The sequence below is a fragment of the Oceanobacillus sp. AG genome (assembly GCF_009746545.1).
In the GTDB taxonomy this organism is placed as follows: domain Bacteria; phylum Bacillota; class Bacilli; order Bacillales; family Amphibacillaceae; genus Oceanobacillus; species Oceanobacillus indicireducens.
This window is the reverse complement of record NZ_WOWT01000036.1, coordinates 24,069-42,295: the sequence shown is the minus strand read 5'-3', so window position 1 is coordinate 42,295 and position 18,227 is coordinate 24,069. Positions and strand designations below refer to the sequence as shown.

The 18,227-nt window shown below is 38.8% G+C and carries 22 protein-coding genes and 2 pseudogenes; 20 read left to right on the top strand and 4 right to left on the bottom strand.

Annotation, left to right across the window (positions count from 1 at the left end):
• Positions 1–125 precede the first annotated feature (125 nt).
• Positions 126–359: pseudogene (locus tag GN217_RS16410) on the top strand (NAD(P)-dependent oxidoreductase); the annotation flags it as partial.
• 493 nt (positions 360–852) lie between these two features.
• Here GN217_RS16410 and GN217_RS18790 read toward each other — a convergent pair.
• Positions 853–1,116, bottom strand: coding sequence for a hypothetical protein (locus GN217_RS18790; protein ID WP_198042701.1), 264 nt, complete (start codon positions 1,114–1,116; stop codon positions 853–855).
• Between the two features lie 216 nt (positions 1,117–1,332).
• Here GN217_RS18790 and GN217_RS16405 point away from each other — a divergent pair, with 216 nt between their 5' ends.
• From GN217_RS16405 to GN217_RS19070, 12 genes and pseudogenes are all read left to right on the top strand, one after another.
• Positions 1,333–2,088 (top strand): FixH family protein, encoded by a 756-nt coding sequence (locus GN217_RS16405; RefSeq protein WP_156857732.1) that lies wholly within the window; start codon positions 1,333–1,335, stop codon positions 2,086–2,088.
• A gap of 276 nt (positions 2,089–2,364) precedes the next feature.
• Entirely contained in the window at positions 2,365–2,676 is a 312-nt protein-coding gene (locus tag GN217_RS16400; protein ID WP_188855559.1) for a hypothetical protein, read from the top strand.
• 48 nt (positions 2,677–2,724) lie between these two features.
• A pseudogene (locus GN217_RS16395) lies at positions 2,725–3,108 on the top strand (FAS1-like dehydratase domain-containing protein).
• Between the two features lie 104 nt (positions 3,109–3,212).
• Positions 3,213–3,713 carry a YfiT family bacillithiol transferase gene (locus tag GN217_RS16390; RefSeq protein ID WP_156857736.1) on the top strand — a complete coding sequence of 167 codons (501 nt, stop codon included), beginning with the start codon at positions 3,213–3,215 and terminating at the stop codon, positions 3,711–3,713.
• 234 nt (positions 3,714–3,947) lie between these two features.
• Entirely contained in the window at positions 3,948–4,457 is a 510-nt protein-coding gene (locus GN217_RS16385; RefSeq protein WP_156857735.1) for a glycerol-3-phosphate acyltransferase, read from the top strand.
• A gap of 30 nt (positions 4,458–4,487) precedes the next feature.
• Positions 4,488–4,727, top strand: a complete 240-nt coding sequence (locus GN217_RS16380; RefSeq protein WP_156857730.1) for a lysophospholipid acyltransferase family protein — start codon at positions 4,488–4,490, stop codon at positions 4,725–4,727.
• A 17-nt stretch (positions 4,728–4,744) separates the two neighbouring features.
• Complete coding sequence (locus GN217_RS19570) at positions 4,745–4,984, top strand: N-acyl amino acid synthase FeeM domain-containing protein (RefSeq protein WP_445321688.1); 240 nt, start codon at positions 4,745–4,747, stop codon at positions 4,982–4,984.
• Positions 4,942–5,373 carry a PLP-dependent aminotransferase family protein gene (locus GN217_RS16375; RefSeq protein WP_156857729.1) on the top strand — a complete coding sequence of 144 codons (432 nt, stop codon included), beginning with the start codon at positions 4,942–4,944 and terminating at the stop codon, positions 5,371–5,373. The genes GN217_RS19570 and GN217_RS16375 overlap by 43 nt, the downstream gene beginning before the upstream one ends.
• A complete protein-coding gene (locus GN217_RS16370; protein ID WP_156857728.1) occupies positions 5,339–5,875 on the top strand; it encodes an aminotransferase class V-fold PLP-dependent enzyme in 537 nt (178 codons plus the stop codon). Before GN217_RS16375 ends, GN217_RS16370 begins: the two co-directional genes overlap by 35 nt.
• A 207-nt stretch (positions 5,876–6,082) precedes the next feature.
• A complete protein-coding gene (locus tag GN217_RS19080; protein ID WP_232334476.1) occupies positions 6,083–6,442 on the top strand; it encodes a hypothetical protein in 360 nt (119 codons plus the stop codon).
• Between the two features lie 5 nt (positions 6,443–6,447).
• On the top strand, positions 6,448–6,873 hold the full coding sequence (locus GN217_RS19075) for an LTA synthase family protein (RefSeq protein ID WP_232334475.1): 426 nt from the start codon (positions 6,448–6,450) through the stop codon (positions 6,871–6,873).
• A 39-nt stretch (positions 6,874–6,912) separates the two neighbouring features.
• Positions 6,913–7,935 carry an LTA synthase family protein gene (locus tag GN217_RS19070; RefSeq protein WP_370459815.1) on the top strand — a complete coding sequence of 341 codons (1,023 nt, stop codon included), beginning with the start codon at positions 6,913–6,915 and terminating at the stop codon, positions 7,933–7,935.
• Positions 7,936–8,026: 91 nt separating this feature from the next.
• Here the strand turns inward: GN217_RS19070 and rpsD are convergent, their stop codons facing one another.
• Positions 8,027–8,629 (bottom strand): 30S ribosomal protein S4, encoded by a 603-nt coding sequence (gene rpsD / locus GN217_RS16360; protein WP_156857727.1) that lies wholly within the window; start codon positions 8,627–8,629, stop codon positions 8,027–8,029.
• Between the two features lie 451 nt (positions 8,630–9,080).
• The gene (locus tag GN217_RS16355; RefSeq protein WP_156857726.1) at positions 9,081–9,560 is read right to left on the bottom strand and encodes a GAF domain-containing protein; all 480 of its coding nucleotides are present in this window, start codon (positions 9,558–9,560) and stop codon (positions 9,081–9,083) included.
• Between the two features lie 188 nt (positions 9,561–9,748).
• Here GN217_RS16355 and refZ point away from each other — a divergent pair, with 188 nt between their 5' ends.
• The 5 genes from refZ (at position 9,749) to GN217_RS16330 (ending at position 15,959) form a co-directional block, all read left to right on the top strand.
• On the top strand, positions 9,749–10,354 hold the full coding sequence (gene refZ / locus GN217_RS16350; protein ID WP_156857725.1) for a forespore capture DNA-binding protein RefZ: 606 nt from the start codon (positions 9,749–9,751) through the stop codon (positions 10,352–10,354).
• Positions 10,355–10,749: 395 nt separating this feature from the next.
• Positions 10,750–12,444: a septation ring formation regulator EzrA gene (ezrA, locus tag GN217_RS16345; protein WP_156857724.1), complete on the top strand. Its 1,695-nt coding sequence runs from the start codon at positions 10,750–10,752 to the stop codon at positions 12,442–12,444.
• A gap of 774 nt (positions 12,445–13,218) precedes the next feature.
• Complete coding sequence (locus GN217_RS16340; protein ID WP_156857723.1) at positions 13,219–14,358, top strand: cysteine desulfurase family protein; 1,140 nt, start codon at positions 13,219–13,221, stop codon at positions 14,356–14,358.
• A 6-nt stretch (positions 14,359–14,364) separates the two neighbouring features.
• Positions 14,365–15,561 carry a tRNA uracil 4-sulfurtransferase ThiI gene (gene thiI / locus GN217_RS16335; RefSeq protein ID WP_156857722.1) on the top strand — a complete coding sequence of 399 codons (1,197 nt, stop codon included), beginning with the start codon at positions 14,365–14,367 and terminating at the stop codon, positions 15,559–15,561.
• 203 nt (positions 15,562–15,764) lie between these two features.
• Positions 15,765–15,959: an alpha/beta-type small acid-soluble spore protein gene (locus GN217_RS16330; RefSeq protein WP_156857721.1), complete on the top strand. Its 195-nt coding sequence runs from the start codon at positions 15,765–15,767 to the stop codon at positions 15,957–15,959.
• 89 nt (positions 15,960–16,048) lie between these two features.
• Here the strand turns inward: GN217_RS16330 and GN217_RS16325 are convergent, their stop codons facing one another.
• Positions 16,049–16,876: an NAD kinase gene (locus GN217_RS16325; protein WP_198042700.1), complete on the bottom strand. Its 828-nt coding sequence runs from the start codon at positions 16,874–16,876 to the stop codon at positions 16,049–16,051.
• 118 nt (positions 16,877–16,994) lie between these two features.
• Here GN217_RS16325 and GN217_RS16320 point away from each other — a divergent pair, with 118 nt between their 5' ends.
• Positions 16,995–17,531, top strand: a complete 537-nt coding sequence (locus tag GN217_RS16320; protein WP_156857719.1) for a DUF2953 domain-containing protein — start codon at positions 16,995–16,997, stop codon at positions 17,529–17,531.
• A 20-nt stretch (positions 17,532–17,551) separates the two neighbouring features.
• Positions 17,552–17,989 (top strand): GerW family sporulation protein, encoded by a 438-nt coding sequence (gene ytfJ / locus GN217_RS16315; protein WP_156857718.1) that lies wholly within the window; start codon positions 17,552–17,554, stop codon positions 17,987–17,989.
• Positions 17,990–18,227: the final 238 nt, after the last annotated feature.

The following is an 18,227-nucleotide window of genomic DNA, read 5'->3' as shown; positions in this document are numbered from 1 at the left end:
AAACTATACCAAAAGTGGAGGTGTTTTTCTTTTTTATAGTAGGCAGATGTCAAGGTCCATAATGAATTTCCAAAAGTACTTTACCAGATAAAGGTTAGATGTCATTTTTACTCTGCGAAAGTTGAGTGCCTAATAATAAAGATTTTGGTGTGGATACAATAGAACATTACGGTGTACTAACATATATGGATGAAGAAGGTATCCATGAAGAAAAAGTGACATCTGTAAATGGCGATTATGGAAGAGTTTATGATGATTTATATGAAGCCATCATAAATGGAAAAGAAAAAACGATTACAGACGAACAGACATTGTTGCAAATGGAAATACTAGAAACTGGAATTAAAAATTTGGGGTAAAACAATGCCTGATTCTATTATAAATTCTAGATAAGGAATTTGGGATTAGCCTAGATTACGATAGAGGTCATAACAGCATCATTTAAGGAAAAGTATTGAAAATGAACCATAATGGAGTAAAAAGTGAAACAATCATATGCTCATTAATATGATTGTTTCACTTATTAAAGATTTATAAGCCTCTCTTGTTCTTATTTATCCATATTATGCTGGATTTCAAGAGCTTCTTCTTTTATCAGATCCGTTATTTCCATAATATGTTAAACGTACGCTTCATTTGCTAAAAGGCGCTGCGTTATTACTTCTTTAGCTATTCTTTCTCCCTTTTTTCTTCGGTTGTGCCCAGAGTTCAGCTTCGTGCTTAGCTGATTCTTCGTCCATAATATGTTTTAGGCGGGATTCACAGCCAAAAATTGTTCAGGGACCATGCTAAGTTCTTCCAAGTTATGAAAGATTTTTTAGTGTTTTCTCGTTCATTGCTATCACCTCCAGTTCACGCGATAAATGTCCTCATAATATTTGTCAAAATGAATTTATCCATATTTTCATGCAAGAGATAGAATGTATGGAACCGTTCTGTTTGTTTAATCATATTAAAGTTCATCATGTGTATGGAGATAACAGAATTGGATTTTTGATACTTAATCGGCTTGCTTATTTTTCTCATTACCAAAAAGCTGCTTGAAGGCACAAAATAGATTGCCAAAAATACTGGAGTGAAAAGGATACCGAGAAAAGCTTGACACAAACTGTTCATGAATTGCCATTGAAAGGGGTTCGTTTCTTTGATAAGGTTATATTAGGTGTCGTTAGAACTTGTTTAATTCTGTTTTCCCTTACCAGAACAAAAGGATGAGGAGAACAAGCTATTTGCCGTGACTTCCTACTACAGACGACAATCATTACCAGCCAAGCCTGGTATTAATGTACTTTCAAGCATAAGAAACAAGAAAAATTGATATGGAGGATTTATATGAAAAAAATCATTACGCCATTTATTATCGTATTAATTCTTTTACTTTCAGCGTGTGGAAATGGGGAAAAGGAGGAAGTAACAGAAGGAACGGATGAGTTAGTTGCGCTTGAAGTAGAGTTCAATGTTCCGGAAACTGCTGAACCAGGAGAAACCGTCGAACTTGAAGCTATTGTCAGCTATGGAGACGAGCTTGTTGAGGATGCGGATGAAGTGAACTTTGAGTATTGGTTAAAAGGTGATGAAGATGACAGTTCCGAAATAGACGGTATACATACAGAAGACGGAAGATATACGGCAGAAGTGACTTTCCCGGAAGATGGTACGTACGAAATATATGCCCACACGACTGCTCGTGGTTTGCATACGATGCCACTTAAATCCATTATCGTCGGTGATGGCGGTGAAGCAGCAGGGGAATCTGGACATCACGCACATCATGAACACAACGCTCATACAGACGGCTTCCATTTGCACTTCATGGAGCCAGATACCGTTCAAACGAATGAAGTAATTGATCTGACTGTCCATCTACAGTTGGAAGATAAAGCAATGGAAGATGCAATCGTTCGTTATGAAATTGCCCCAGAAGGAGACGATGAGAATACAGCTTGGGTTGATGCTGAAGAAACAGTAGCTGGAGAGTACATTGCAGCTCACGAATTTACCGAACCAGGAACGTATAAGCTTGTCATTCATGTTGAAGATGACGCAGATCTTCATGAGCATGATGAATATATGATTGAAGTTGAATAGTACTTATAATATTAGTGCGGGCTATTAAAAAAGCTCCGCACTATTTTATGTTATGTAATTGGAGAGAATTGGATTATTCTTAGAGGTTTTAGGGTGTATTATTGCAACAAATCATCTACTGAATTAGGGACAGGAGAATATTGTTATGATAGCGGCACATGCAAATAGTATGATCCGGCTCATGAAGCAATAAAGCAGATGGTGAAAGCGGGAGTGACTGTCGGTTTTTTTATTGGGTGGATCGTAGGACTTCCACAATGGTCTTCAGCCATTGTGATGCAGAGTCTTTATGTCATACTAATCGTTACTATGTTAACCATTGTTCTAAGTACTCCTGTTGCTTTCTTTGCAAGTTATAGTCGTGGATATTTAGCTCCGGTAGGCTTTGTCATTATTACACTTATTTCTTCTCAAATTGTTGCAGCTGTAGGACACGGTGAATATTTTCCATGGGCGGTACCGGCACTCTACAGTGGTTTAACGGGAGAAAACATCATCAGTTGGAGCAGTTTAATCATCATCTGCATTACAAGTTTGTTAGGCTTTCTTAGTACATTATATTGGTGGCTTTTTGCAGACCAGCATTAAGAAAGGTATGATATTGCTAAGATACGAATACTACGGGAGGAGATTTACTTGGATTTACAAATTGGAGATATCATCCGTTTTGAACGGACATTCACAAAAAAGATGTCGCAATGTTTACAACAGTATCTAAAGATGAAGGAGACCATCATACGGAGCCCGATGAACTTGGAAGGTTAGTAGTTCAAGGGTTGCTGACTGCTACATTGCCGACGAAGGTTGGGGGAGACTATAACGTATTAGCTCGTACAATGAAATTTGAATTTCTTTAGACCTGTTTTCACCGGAGATACAATTAGCTGTGAAGTAACAATCGAGGAATTGGAAAAGAAAAAGAATAATCGATTTTCCATTATGGCAACGTTTACATGTGTGAATCAACATGAAAAGGAAGTACTAAGCGGATATTTTGCTGGAGTAATCTTGACGGATTGAAACTTATTTGACGCTTAACTGGGTTGTTGGTACGCTAAGAATAGAAGATCGATAGATTATGATTACTTATAGGATGGGGGAGAAGCGTTTTGAATAAGGATGTCATGTTCCCAATTGGTGAATTAGAAGTTCCGGAAAAGGTAACATTAGAAAATGTTCAAGAATGGTTAAAGCAAATTGAGTCATATACGGGTCGATTAAGAGAAACCGTCGATTCATTGAATGGTGAGGAACTAAGCAAAACGTATCGGGATGGTAGTTGGAACGTCAGGCAGCTCGTTCATCATATTGCAGACTCTCAGTTGAACATGTTCCAACGGTTAAAACTTGCTTTGACAGATGATAATCCAACCGTACCAAACTTCATTCAAGATGAGTGGGCAGTTCAACCGGATACAGAACTCCCTGTAGAACCTTCTATTAAAATGTTAGAAGGGATCAATGAGCGGATTGTAGCTTTGGGAAATAGCTTAACGGAAGATCAATTAAAACGAACCTTTACACATGAAATAAACGGGAAAATAACCGTTGCAACCAAGGTAGCCAAATTAGCCTGGCATGAGGAGCATCACTTGGCTCACATTAAACTTGCATTAGCAAAATAATTTAGTTAGGTTAAATCAAAAAAGATATGTCTTTCATAGGGAAGGCGTATCTTTTTATTTTTTGATAATAGTTAAATTGACCTTGAATTACCTTTTGTGTGATATTACAATGAAATAGAAATTTTCAATAACTGTTTAATAGACAAGAAGCTGTAAAGCATGCAGGTATATTAGAGAGTTGTAAGGGGGAATACAGTTCTGAATATTACATTGGTTGCTCTGCTTTCCTACTGTATGGGAAGCGTGAATGGCGCTTATTATATAACGAAATGGATGACTAGACAAGATATTAGAAGGCTAGGCAGCGGTAATGCGGGAGCGAGAAATGCGGGAAGAGAACTAGGGAAGAAAGGGTTTTTATATACCCTCTTTATCGATATTGCCAAGGTTATGATTGCACTTTCTTTAACTAGTCTTCTTTTTCCAGAAAATAAAATAATGCTATTGGTAAGTGCATTTTTTCTATTGTTTGGACACATCTGGCCGATCCATCTTGGAGGGAGAGGTGGAAAAGGAGTTGTCGTTTATTTAGCGTCCACATTATTCTTTATACCAATAGCTATAATTGTCTTAGGTCTAATTGTTGGAATTAGCTATTTGCTTATACAAAATTTTACTGTTTCCGGGCTAATTGCGATGCTATCGATTCCTGTAACAGCATGGATATTAGGAGAATACTATTTTGAAATTGGTCTATTCATCTTATTAATTATTGTTTTTATCCCCCATCTTACAAGAAAATAATTTTTTCTACACGTTAGAGGAGGCAAAAAAATGGAGCGGCATACCTTAACATATAAAATAGCAGCAGATCCAGACGAAATGGATCAGATTTATCAATTAAATTATGAAACATTTGTAGAGGAAATCCCACAGCACGCGCAAAATCAGAGTCAGCGTTTAATAGATAAATTTGATAAGGAAAATATCTACTTCATTGCGAAGGATGGAGAAGAGGTCATCGGGATATTACCGTACGGGCAAATCGTCCATTCTCCCTTGATCGAAAGTTAGCTGATTTAGATGAATACTTGCCGAATGATGCCAACCCTTGTGAGGTACGTTTACTTTCCATAAAAAGAAGTTATCGAAAGAGTCGGGTATTCTATCAATTGGTCAAACTTCTTGTGCGTTATTGTTTGGAAAAAGATTATAATATGGCTTTAATTTCTGGAACAGATCGTCAAATTAAGTTATATAAAAGGATTGGTTTTGAACCTTTGGTCCAATGGTTGGAACAGAGGAAGCGATGTTTCAACCAATGTTCTTAACGCGAGAAAAATTTGAAACTTCAACAAAAGTATTTCGGAAAATGATGACGGGGAAGACCCAATCAAAACGATTAAACTTTTTGCCCGGACCAGTGGCGATAAAGAAAGAGGTAGAACAAGCATTTTATAACCCGCCTATCTCTCATCGTTCTAGTGACTTTATGGAAAATATTAAAATAGTTCGCGAAAGACTATGCGAACTTGTGAATGCTGAACATGCACAAATTGTGGTTGGGACTGGGACACTAGCTAATGATTTAGTTGCTGCTCATCTAAAAAAACTTTCGGGAAAAGGGCTTATCCTCGCTAATGGGGAATTTGGATATCGGTTAATCGATCATGCGGAACGGATGAATTTACGTACGAAAGATAGAAAAGCAATGGAATAAAAAAATAATAATAGAAGAGATTGAATGTTTTCTTGAAGCACATCCTGATGTCGATTGGCTATGGACTGTGCATTGCGAGACATCGACAGGCTATCTTTACGATTTGGACCGTTTGAAAGAATTAACAAATAAACATCATGTAAAATTCTGCGTAGATGCTTGCAGTTCGGTTGGGATCGTTCCAGTTGACTTAAAGGATGTTTATCTTGCCACTACAGTAAGTGGAAAAGGACTTGGTTCTTATCCAGGGTTAGCGATTGTTTTCCATCAGGAGAGAATAGAGCCTAGTAAGGAAATACCAAAGTATTTGGATTTAGGTCAATACGCCAAAATGGACAGCGTTCCATATACGCATTCTTCTAATCTCATTGCAGCTTTACATGAGGCTGTAAAAAGAGTGAATCTAGAAAATAATTCCATGATGGGAAATACAGTTAAAAGAATGCTTACAGATGCTGACATCTCCTTTTTGGGGGATAAGAATTATTCGCCGGGCATCTAACCATTCCACTTCCTCTTTCCATTTCCTCAAAAGAAATTGGAGATGAATTGAAGGCGAAAGGAATTATTATTAGTTACGAGAGCGATTATTTGTTGAAACAAAACTGGATTCAGTTTGCGTTCATGGGGGATATAACATTAGCGAATTTTGAGACTGCATGTACTGCTCTCCAAACCATTATAAAGTATAGGATGAAGAAGGTTTGATATGAGAAATCTTTACAAACAGCTCGAAAAGCTAACAGGCATACAACTAACTTTATTAATCACGAGTATTCTTTGGGCAAAGACGGTAACGGTTTCCTTCGTCGGTTTTAATCTTAGCTTTTATTCCATATTTGATAGCATTTTAATTTTGACAGGTTCCATTGGTTCCCTTTTACTAGCGATGGGTTTTAGTTTTTATTTTGGACAACGGGTAAATAAATTAATTTTGTTCGGATTAGTAGTAGTAGGTACAGGAGTTCTTTATGGGGATCTACTGTACTATCGATTTTATAATGATTTTGTTACATTACCGATTCTTTTTCAGTTCGATAATGTTGGCGGTTTAAGTGCAGCACGTTAGAGCTAATGAGCTGGTGGGATATTTTATTGTTCGTGGATTTATTTATAATAGGTCCGTTTCTATTTAGAAAGAAACCTGACCTAGCCGTACCGAAACAAAGAAAAAGAAAGTATGTTGTGGCGAGCTCGTTTCTTATTATTTTAACTATTTGCTTAGGACTCGTAAAATCGGTACATATTTTTTCCGAGTCCTATGATCGAGAGCAGATGGTTAAGTCGATTGGTTTATTAAATTACCATTTATATGATATTGTGTTAAGCATTAAAGCACCTTTACAACCACTTATTGTTACAGAGGCAGATGCTGATGTCCTAGAAGCATACACACAACCAAAGAGTTCAGAACGAAAGGATTTATTCGGAATAGCGGAAGGGAAGAATATAATCCTTATAACCTTGGAATCTACGCAAAATTTCGTGATTAATCACTAAGTAAATGGGGAAGAAGTTACTCCATTTTTAAATGAATTAATTAAAGATAGCTTTTATTTCAACCAAATTTATGATCAAACAGCACAAGGGAAGACATCTGATGCAGAGTTGATGATCGATACGAGTCTTTATCCATTGGCAAGCGGTTCTGTTTTTGTAAGAAAACCTGAAAATATCTTTAATAGTCTGCCGCATCTATTAAGGGAAAATAAGGATTATTATTCAGCGGTTTTTCACGGAAATGATCGAACGTTTTGGAATCGAGACATCATGTATGAATCCCTTGGCTATGATAAATTTTACTCTAAAAAGGATTATACAGTGACAGAGGCAAACTCTATTAATTATGGAATAAAAGATATACCGTTTTTTAATCAATCGATTCCTTATTTAGTGGATCTGCCTGAACCATATTATGCCAAATTGATTACCTTAACGAATCACTTTCCATTCTTGTTAGATGAGGAGGATATTTTTATCGACGAGGCAGATACAGAGGAAGATGTCGTAAATCGTTATATTACGACGGTTCGTTATTTAGATCAATCGGTTGGATTGTTTTTTGAAAAATTAAAGGAAGAAAGTATGTACGAAAATACGGTGTTTGTTCTAGTTGGTGATCACTATGGGATCTCGGAAAAATATGAGAAGGGTTTAAGTGAATTATTAGATGAGGAAATAAATATAGCTAACCACATGAAACAGCAACAAGTTCCTCTAATCATTCATATCCCCGGCCAAGCGGGAGAAACGATCACGACACAAGGAGGGATAATCGATATACGCCCAACACTTCTGCACCTATTAGGGATTAGTACAGATAATCGTTATTCATTTGGGCATAATCTATTCACAAGAGATCATAACCATCCAGTTATTTTTCGTGATGGAAGTTTTCTGTCAGAGGAATACATTTATAAAAATAAAATTTGTTATCGAAAAGAAGATGGGGAAGTTGTTAATACAAAGATTTGTGAAGTGTATTCCGATGTGGCAAGACAAGAGTTGTCCTTATCAGATCATATTATATTTGGGGATTTATTAAGGTTTACGGCTGATTAAGGCGCAAAACAAATAAAAAGGAAAAACCCCCTGAAATGCTGAATTGAAACATTTCAAGGGGTTTGACACATTTAATTGCATAAGGCAGATATTAACGTGAGTAGAACTCAACGATAAGAGATTCGTTAATCTCTGCTGGAAGCTCAGAGCGCTCTGGGTAACGAGTGTATGAACCTTCCATGTTGTCTGCGTTGAATGTTGTGTACTCTGGTACGAAGCTGTTCACTTCGATTGCTTCTTTCACGATGTCAAGATCTTTTGAACGTTCGCGTAAGCCGATTGTTTGACCAGGAGTAACAGTGTAAGATGGAATATCTACACGACGGCCATCAACTAGAACGTGACCATGGTTTACAAGCTGACGAGCTTGTTTGCGTGTACGAGCAAGACCTAAGCGGTAAACAAGGTTATCAAGACGAGATTCAAGTAAAATCATGAAGTTCTCACCATGGATCCCTTTCATTTTACCTGCTTTGTTGAATAGGTTACGGAATTGACGTTCGTTTAATCCGTACATATAACGTAATTTTTGCTTCTCTTGAAGCTGTAATCCATATTCAGAAAGCTTTTTTCTTTGGTTTGGACCATGTTGTCCAGGAGCGTAAGGGCGCTTATCTAATTCCTTACCTGTTCCAGTTAATGAAATGCCAAAACGACGAGACTTTTTCCATACAGGACCTGTATAGCGTGCCATAGACATTTCCTCCTTCGATTTTATTTTTGTATAAAAATAAATCACCACGTCAATTACACTGGCTAGTTTGTTTTTCTTGTACCATCGCTCCAGCAGCAGAGAGTTACGCGATACACCCTTATTTCTGCATAAGGAACAAACTAGTGGCAATGCACTGAGCGCAAAGGCTACCTTAAATTTACACAAGTTATATTATATAAGTTATTAGCGGGGAAGTCAATTAGAAATATAAATAATCTATTGTTGATTAGTAGTTTCCGTACATTTTCATTTTAGACGTCTAAAAAGAATGGTGTTTAGAATGAATAAGCAGCTTTACATAGAAAAACAGGAACTAGCTCATGTGTGATATATATTAAAGACAGCAATACATTCTAGCGATTTAAAATAGGTTGACGGATATACATCATAAAAAATGAGCAGTGCCTAGAAAAAGATACTCGTTTTTTGCTTAGAGATAAGCGATCAATGCCTCAACATACTTCTCAAGATAATGTTTATCGGTTTCGTCAAAGCGGTCTTTAATTGGGCTATCGATGTCCAGGACACCATATATTTCTCCGTTTCGTAAAATCGGAACAACGATCTCAGAATTACTCGCTGTGTCGCAAGCAATATGTCCAGGGAATGCATGGACGTCTGCAACGAGTTGGGTTTCTTTCTCCTTGATCGCCGTGCCACAAACTCCTTTACCATATGGAATTCGTACACAAGCCGGTAATCCTTGGAATGGTCCTAGTACGAGTTCATCGTTCTTCCAAAGGTAGAATCCGACCCAGTTCACTTGATCTAGAAACTGATTCAATAAGCTCGACGCATTAGCAAGCAGCGCAGTCTCGTCTTTCTCATCCTCAGAAAGTGCTTGAAGCTGTTTGATTAATAATTCATATGCTTTTATTCGATCTGTTGAATAAGTAAGTTGTTCAAACATCATAATCCCCCTCAATTTCTCGTTATTCTATTTGCCGATTGAATGGACTTGAGCTTTGCACTTCATTTCCAGTAAGATAGATGTATGTAACTATCAGCAGGTTTCGACATGGATGAAATTCCTGTCGAACGAAAGTTACAGGATTTCCAGCAAGTTTGTCGTATTGGATAGGTAAGGAGCTGAGTATATTGAAGAAAAATCTATCCAAACAAAAAGTAATCCATGCTGCTTCCTCCCTGTTTTTTCAAAAAGGCTTCCATGGCACGTCAGTGAGAGACATTGCCCAAAAAGCAAAAGTGAATGTATCTTCCGTCAGTTACTATTTTAACGGGAAACAAGGTTTGCTTGAATATGCCGTTACAAAATATTATGAAGAGTATCTGAAAACAATAGAGGCTACACTGGAAGCAGCGGAGAATTGGTCTGCTATCGATCGGCTAAACGAATTGATTTTCACAATTATACAATATAAACAGTCGAAACTTCAATTGACTTGTTTTATTCAGCGTGAACTAACTCTTGATTCAGTGTTCGTGCGGGAAATGGTAATCACCTATCTAGCGAAAGAAAACTTTCATATTCGTACGGCGTTTTATAATGTTCTAGCGGGAAAGAAATTGCCGGGGGATGAGAAGGATTATTTGCTCATGCAGCTGAAAGGGATGTTGATTACGCCATATATTTTACACAATGAATGGAAAGACCGGGTAATCGGTGACTATTCGCATGAAGTTTTTGTCAATAAATACGTAAAAACCATTCAAAACTGGCTAAAATTTATTGTCGAAAACTAGGATTTGACAGACAAATTTCACGGGGAATAATAAAAATTAGACAAAATTTTCTTTTTCTTAGCCAAAGTGACTGATTACATGCTATATTAATACTATATCATAACAGATTTAATGAAATATATTTAAATACATGTTAGAGGTTGTTCAAAAGTCGGTAAAAATGACACATCAAACTTCTGCGTTGGTTCGCTTTTCCGCTCCTATGTACCCATTGATGTACATTCCGGTGCGGAGAGCTTCGCCGCATTTGAATTCTTGCGCACAGGAAGTGCTCATGTCGGCGTTGTGATACGAATCGCGAATTTAGCCGACCTCGGTCCTTTTTATCCTCCTTTTTGAACACATACTGTTACTTGTATAAATCCTCTTGTTGAAATGGGGCTAGGAGGTACGCTATGGAATTATTCATTGGAATTATTTTGGCAATTATTGTGTTAATCGTCATCGGTTTAATATTACGGAAACGCGTGTACGATCAGGTGGATCGCTTGGAAGCGTGGAAGTTAGATATTATGGCGAGAAATGTAGCCGGTGAACTCAGTAAAATTAAAAATCTCACTTTATCCGGTGAGACACAAGAGAAATTTGAAGCTTGGAAGGAACGCTGGGATTATATCGTAGGTAAAGAACTTGCTGATATTGAAGAACACTTGCTGGATGCAGAAGATGCAGCAGATAAGTTCCGAGTTTCTAAAGCGAAGAAAGTGTTAAAGGAAACAGAAGAAATCCTTCAATCGATTGAGGAAAGTATCGACAATATCTTATCTGAACTTGAGGAATTACTCGAATCCGAGAAGTCGAGCAGAATGGAAGTAGAAGAAGTCGAGCCGGCAATTCGTGAATTGCGCAGGCAAATATCACAAAACCGCTACCAATATGCAAAAGCGGATCGGTATTTCGATGCAGAGCTGGACAAACTGGAAGCAGCTTTAGAGAATTTCCATGAAGAAAGTGCTGCCGGTAACTATATGGAAGCGAAAAGAATCGTCGATGAGTTGAAAGTTGAGTTAAAAGAACTGGATGAGAAGATCCACGCATTTCCTGAAGTGTATAAGAAAGCGAAGCACGAACTTTCTTCTCAACTGGATCAACTGCTTTCCGGTATGAAAGAAATGAAACAAGATGGTTTTTATATCGAACATCTTGATTTTGAAAAAGAAATACGTACATATCAGCAACGGATTATCGATGTGATGACAACGCTTGAAGAAGGTAATCTAGAGGAAGGTACAAAGGTTCTCGATGAAATGGAAGAAAGAATCTCTGAAATGTATGAATTGCTTGAGGAAGAGGCTTTGGCGAAGAACTATCTGGACCAAAATGTTCCCTCTTACAAAGAGGCAATCATGACACTACATACATCCTTTACAGAAACAAAGGCAGAAGTAGAGGAGCTAAAGAAAGCTTATTATGTAGAAGACGAAGAACTGGAAAAATTCCTTGCAGTTGATAAGAAAACACAAGCTTTAAATAACGAATTGAAAGAAGTGTTGGCAGGTCTTGAGGCGAATGATGTTGCACATAGTGAATTGCGCAGCAGAGTTGAAGCCGCCTTGGGACAGATTGATGACTTGAAGGAAAAGCATGATACATTTAAAGAAGCGATTCAGACATTAAGGAAAGATGAGCTGCTGGCAAAAGATAAGTTGGCGGAAATGTATGGACAGATTAAAGAATTGCACCGCCGCTTGCGTAAAAGTAATATCCCGGGAGTGCCAACCTTTATCTGGACGAGCTTAGAAGAAACACAACAGAGAAATAAAAAAGTATTAGAGGCGCTGGAACAACATCCATTAGATACAGGTGCGGTCCACCGCTCATTGTTAGAAGCGGAGAATGCAATCGAACAAGCTAAAGAAAAAATCGATATGATGCTTGATCAGGCTTATTTAACAGAGCGTGTCATTCAATATGCGAACCGTTACCGGAGTAAAAATCCAATGCTTGCTGCTGAATTAGTGGAGGCAGAGCGATTATTCCGCGCATATGAATATGAGCTTGCTTTAGAAAAGGCGGCAAAAGCGATTGAACAAGTTGAACCAGGTGCCTTAAAACGCATTGAAGAAACCCAACTAGTCGTGAATGATTAATATTAGCAAAAAGGCTGTATGAAAAGGATCTCCTTTTATACAGCCTTTCATTATGTAAAAGAATCACCCGCAAGTATCCACAAATCTAATATACGTCCTCATCTCGAATTTGAATGAACTACTTATTGCTTTCATTCAGCGTAAGTGTGTGCAACTTACTTCTGGAGATCCGCAGTCCAGACACCTCTCGCTTTCCGCGGGCGGCCGACAAGCCTCCTCGGGCTAACGCCCTGTGGGGTCTCGCCAGGCCTATCCTCCCGCAGGAGTCTCGAGGTGTCTGGACTGCTCCGAGGGGAAAGCCAAATTTGGAACACTATTTTTCATTTTAGGAATAAAACGCCGATCTTAGGGTGATAGTTTCCATTCATAATAATCATCCCTACCAGTTCAGTTTCCCGGAGGACGGTGACTCCTGCGGGAAAGCGGAGACGATGAGACCCCGCAGGAAGTGCTTTTCTTCCGAGGAGGCTCAGCGCGGAGCCCGCGGAAAGCATCCGTCCGCCGGGAAACTGAACGGCGATTAGAGCACCAAATTAAATGAACGAGCAAAACACTTACGCTGAATGAAAGTGATTAATTGCTATAAGCGTTATGGACTGCGGGTTTTCTAAAAGTCGTAACGGTATATTCCAATTGTGGATCCGAGAGGGCTCTTTTGAATTATCAAGCAAAGGGCTTGTTTTTTAAGACTGGATGCAGTAAGATTCTTAAGGAATTATTTGGCGTAAATCTAAATCAATATAGAATAAATAATAAGGAAGGGAGGAGTTTTTGATGATTTATTTGGATAATAGCGCGACAACAATCCCGGATCCCTCCGTTGTCGAAAGCTACCAGAAAGCATCAGAGAAATTTTTTGCAAACCCATCATCAATCCATCAACTCGGAGGTGCAACAGAAAAACTTCTACAGACAGCAAAACAGCAAGCAGCATCAATCCTGCAAGTTGATGCAAATGAAATTATTTTCACATCAGGTGGGACGGAAGGGAATAATATTGCGATTAAAGGCATTGCTTTAGAACATCAAAATCGCGGAAAACATATTATCACTACAGCGGTCGAACATCCATCTGTTGACGAGGCGTGTCAAAGTCTTGAAACCCTAGGTTTTGAAGTAACGGTTCTCCCAGTGGATGAGGAAGGGCTAGTCGACGTAAAAGATGTGAAAGAAGCGATTCGAGAGGATACGATTCTTGTAAGTATTATGCATGTGAACAATGAACTCGGTACCATCCAACCGATTGAGAAAATAGGAAAGTTATTAAGCAATTATCCTAAATTATATTTCCATGTTGATGCGGTTCAAAGTCTTGGGAAAGTTCCGCTCGATATTCAGAAAGCCCAAATTGACCTTTGCAGTTTTTCTGGGCATAAAATCCACGGTCTAAAAGGGACGGGAATCCTGTATGTAAGGAAGCAAGTCTCGCTTTTCCCGCTTTTCCATGGAGGAGGACAAGAGAACGGCCTCCGCTCCGGAACGGAGAACGTCGCGGGGGGTGTATCGATGGTTCGAGCATTACGCTTGATAAAGGAAAAGCAGCAAAATCAAACGAACCACCTACAAGCGATACATGACTATTTATGGAATGAGCTAGAAAGTATAGAGGCTGTCCAGATCAATAGCCCTCATAACGGAGCACCACATATTCTTAACGTGTCCGTACCGCGGATTAAACCGGAAGTGATTATTCATATGCTTGGTGAAAAGGAGATTTATATCTCTACAAAATCAGCTTGTTCCTCTAAAGAGAAAGATGAGAGTAAAGTTCTTGCTGCTTGCGGGTTACCGAGGGAGATCACAATCTCTGGATTACGGATCAGCTTGTCCTATAACAATACCCAGGAAGAAATGGAACGTTTTGTTGCTTCACTAAAAGAAGCAATACATCAATTTAAGGAAGTTTTGAGGTAGATTACAATGCAATATGATCATATATTAATACGTTACGGAGAAATGGCATTAAAAGGAAAGAACATTCGGAGCTTTATCCAAGCACTTCAGGAAAACCTTCAAGTCAAACTGAAAGATTTCCCTAATGTAAAAGTAAAACGAACACAAGGTAGAATGTTTGTCCTCCTAAATGGCCATGAGCCGGAACCGATTATTGAGATTTGCAGAAAAGTATTTGGGATTCACAGCTTATCGCTTGCTCTTAAAGTGGAGAATGATGTGGAGCAGATTAAAGAAGCGGCGCTTGAAGCATTAAAGAAAGCGGAGGCTCGTACATTTAAAGTAGCAGCAAAACGAGTGGATAAAAGTTTCCCGCATGGTTCTTTAGAAATGAATCAGATCGTAGGCGGACATCTGTTAGTGAATACAGAAGGTTATACCGTTGATGTTCACGAACCGGATGTGGAGATAAAGGTTGAAATACGTCAGGAAGCGACATACATTACATCGGAAAATATTTCCGGAGCTGGTGGATTGCCTGTAGGAACTGCTGGGAAATCGCTACTGCTGCTCTCAGGGGGAATAGATAGTCCGGTTGCAGGATATCTCGCCATGAAGCGGGGGGTTCAACTTGAAGCCATCCATTTCCATTCTCCTCCTTATACGAGTGAACGAGCAAGACAAAAAGTGCTTGACCTTACGAAGAAGTTAGTTGGTTACGGGAAGTCGATCAAGGTCCATATCGTACCATTTACAAAATTACAACAGGAAATTTTCCGTGAAATGCCGGATAGCTATGCGATGACGATCATGCGCCGGATGATGTTCCGAATAGCTGAGGCAGTTTGTGAACAAGAAAATATTCTATCCCTTACGACAGGGGAGAATCTTGGACAAGTTGCGAGTCAAACAATGGAGAGCATGCATGCAATTAATGAAGTAACCAATTATCCAGTTATCCGTCCATTGATTGCGATGGATAAGGCAGAAGTTGTGGACATATCAAAAGAGATTGATACCTATGAGATTTCAATTCTTCCGTATGAAGATTGCTGTACAATTTTTGTACCGAAATCACCAAAGACGAGACCTCGCCGTGATAAAATTAATGCACTGGAAGCGCGCCATGATTTCGGGCCGTCCATTGAAGAAGCAATCGCAGGTATTGAAACGATCTATATTACTGCTAAAAGTGAAGATACAGAGTTTGAAGATTTATTATAATGCGATTTTGAAAGCATGAAATAGCTGGGTATACCTCTGTAAAAATTTAAGAGAAACCGAACATTGTTATCATTTTAGCGTAAGTGCCGTCTCCGACTGTTCGGAGGGAAGAACTAGGGCATTTACCAGGAACTGTTAATTTTAGTTGTGTATGATAATTCTCCAAGTAACACAATCTATAGTTACCGAGGAGGTGAGCTAACATGGCTAACAATAATTCAAATCAATTAGTAGTCCCTGGTGCACAACAAGCGTTAGATCAAATGAAATTTGAAATTGCTCAGGAGTTTGGTGTTTCACTTGGTGCAGACACGACTTCCCGTGCTAACGGTTCAGTTGGAGGCGAAATTACAAAACGTCTCGTAACAATAGCACAACAGCAATTTGGCGGTCAATAATTATATAGTTACGTGAAAAACAAGGCCTGTAAAAAGGCAAAAACAGGACGCAATTTCTTGCATGCGTCCTGTTTTTATTAAGGATAAGATTACAAGAATGTCCGTCTTACCCGGTCCCAGAAGGAATTATTTTTTAACTTCACCGTTTTGATGACCGTCTCGTCCATATCAACTTCGAGTGAAGAAATTTTTGTTATTGGATGCGCTTCATTATCTAGACTAATAATCGGATGGTCATTGCCGGTCGGCTGAACATTTAGGGTTAGCTTCCGGTCTTTACTTAGAACAAAGGAAGAGCCTAGTGTACGATATTGATTATTATTTAACGAAGCAACTTCTGAGACTTGATAACTTGAAATGAGTGGATCAATAACTGCACCATAGGCAGATTTATTATATCCCGTACTTCCGGTCGGCGTAGAGACGATTAGTCCATCTCCACGGAATGTCTCAAAATATACATCATCAATCAAAACATCAATGACAATCGTTTTAACAATTGTGGAACGGATACTTACTTCGTTCAAACAATGATACTCCGTTCCATCATTGATTCGTGCTTTAATTACTGGAAATCTGCGAACTTCCAATTCTTCATGCATCAAACTATGTAGCATTTCATCGAAATTATCGAGGTCAAAATCACAATATAGGCCAGATTCCCCGGTCCGCGTAATTCCGACATAGATAGCATCCTGGCGGAAACCGCTTTTTCTTACAGCTTGGAGAAAAGCGCCATCACCACCGACGCTTACAATAATACTTGCGTTATTCGGATGACCTGCAATCTCAAAGCCATTATCCCTGGCAATCTTTCCTAACACATCTACTTTTGCATCTGTTTCGTCATCTTTTAAATAGAAGAAATATAATTGATTTCGTTGCACCAATGTATGCGCCTCCCGTTCTATCTTCATAATTTTATAATATCATCAGGCAATCGTATAATCCAATTATATTCCGAATGATGATTAAAAAAATAATAATCGAACAAGCTAAAGAGTAATCACTGGAAATGAAAAAGGAAGCATCCTTATGTTCTGGATTATACTATTCTCCTTGCTATTGTTGCTATTTACTCTTTTTTTACTCTTTATCACATGTTCAAAAGTAAATATTGCATTTTCCTATCGATTCGAGTTGGCAGTTGTTCACAAACTCGATCTATTTCTGTCTGTCATGAACATCCGCATCTGGCAGCGAACGATTGACCTGCCTCGTCTAGATCTAAATGACACTACAGAATCGGCTAAGGTGCATTCGTTAGAAATAGTCGATTGGAAACGAATCTTTCCATTTATAAAAAAGATAGAGGTGAAAAAAGTTGACTGGGAGACGGGGATAGGTACTGGGGAAGCTCATATTACCGGGATGGTTGCCGGATGGCTTTGGGTAGGACAGGAACTTGTGGTAAAAGTGTTGGAGCGGTATTGCAAGCTCAATTCCGAGCCAATCGTTTCCGTACAAACCAATTATCAAGGAGAAGGGTTATATTCACGACTCGACTGTATTTTCCGATTGCGCTTACACACCTTTTTAAAAATTTATCGGGTGATCAATAATCAAAAGTAAATAATTTGGAGGGACTTGTTATGGAAGAACATCCAATTCAGGGTTTAATGACGACGGCAATGGAAAGCCTGCAATCTTTAGTGGAAACAAATACAATCATCGGAGATTCAATTGAAACACCTGATGGGAGTACAATTATCCCTGTATCGAAAGTAGGATTTGGCTTTGCGGCTGGAGGAAGTGAATTTAGTCCCCAGTCGACGGAAGGGGATGCAACACTACCGTTTGGTGGCGGTAGTGGTGGGGGAGTTTCCTTAACTCCGATCGCCTTTCTTGTTGTGAAGAATGATGAGATAAAAATGGTGCGTCTCGATCAACATACACAGCTTTATGAAAAGTTCCTCGAAATGACACCGCAAGTCATCGACAAGGTAGAAAAAATCATGAAAGATAAGGGATCTAAAAAAGATAAAAAGGAAAAAGTGAAAAAGACCAATCCGCTAAATTTTGACATATAAAACGAAAATTCATTCCGCGGGTTTCTTTTGCTATCCTTGGGTTGAATGATCAGGGTGCTAGCGTCCGTTATCTCCAGCCTAATTGTATTTGAAACTATTTGGGAGCGGGAGGTTAACGGACGGTTGCACCATGGAAAGGAATGAAAACGGTAACGACAATTTTTATCGCTTTTTCCCAAGTGAAAGATTGGACAAGCGAACGAGGATTATTCATAATAGAGACAAGAGAACTAAATTG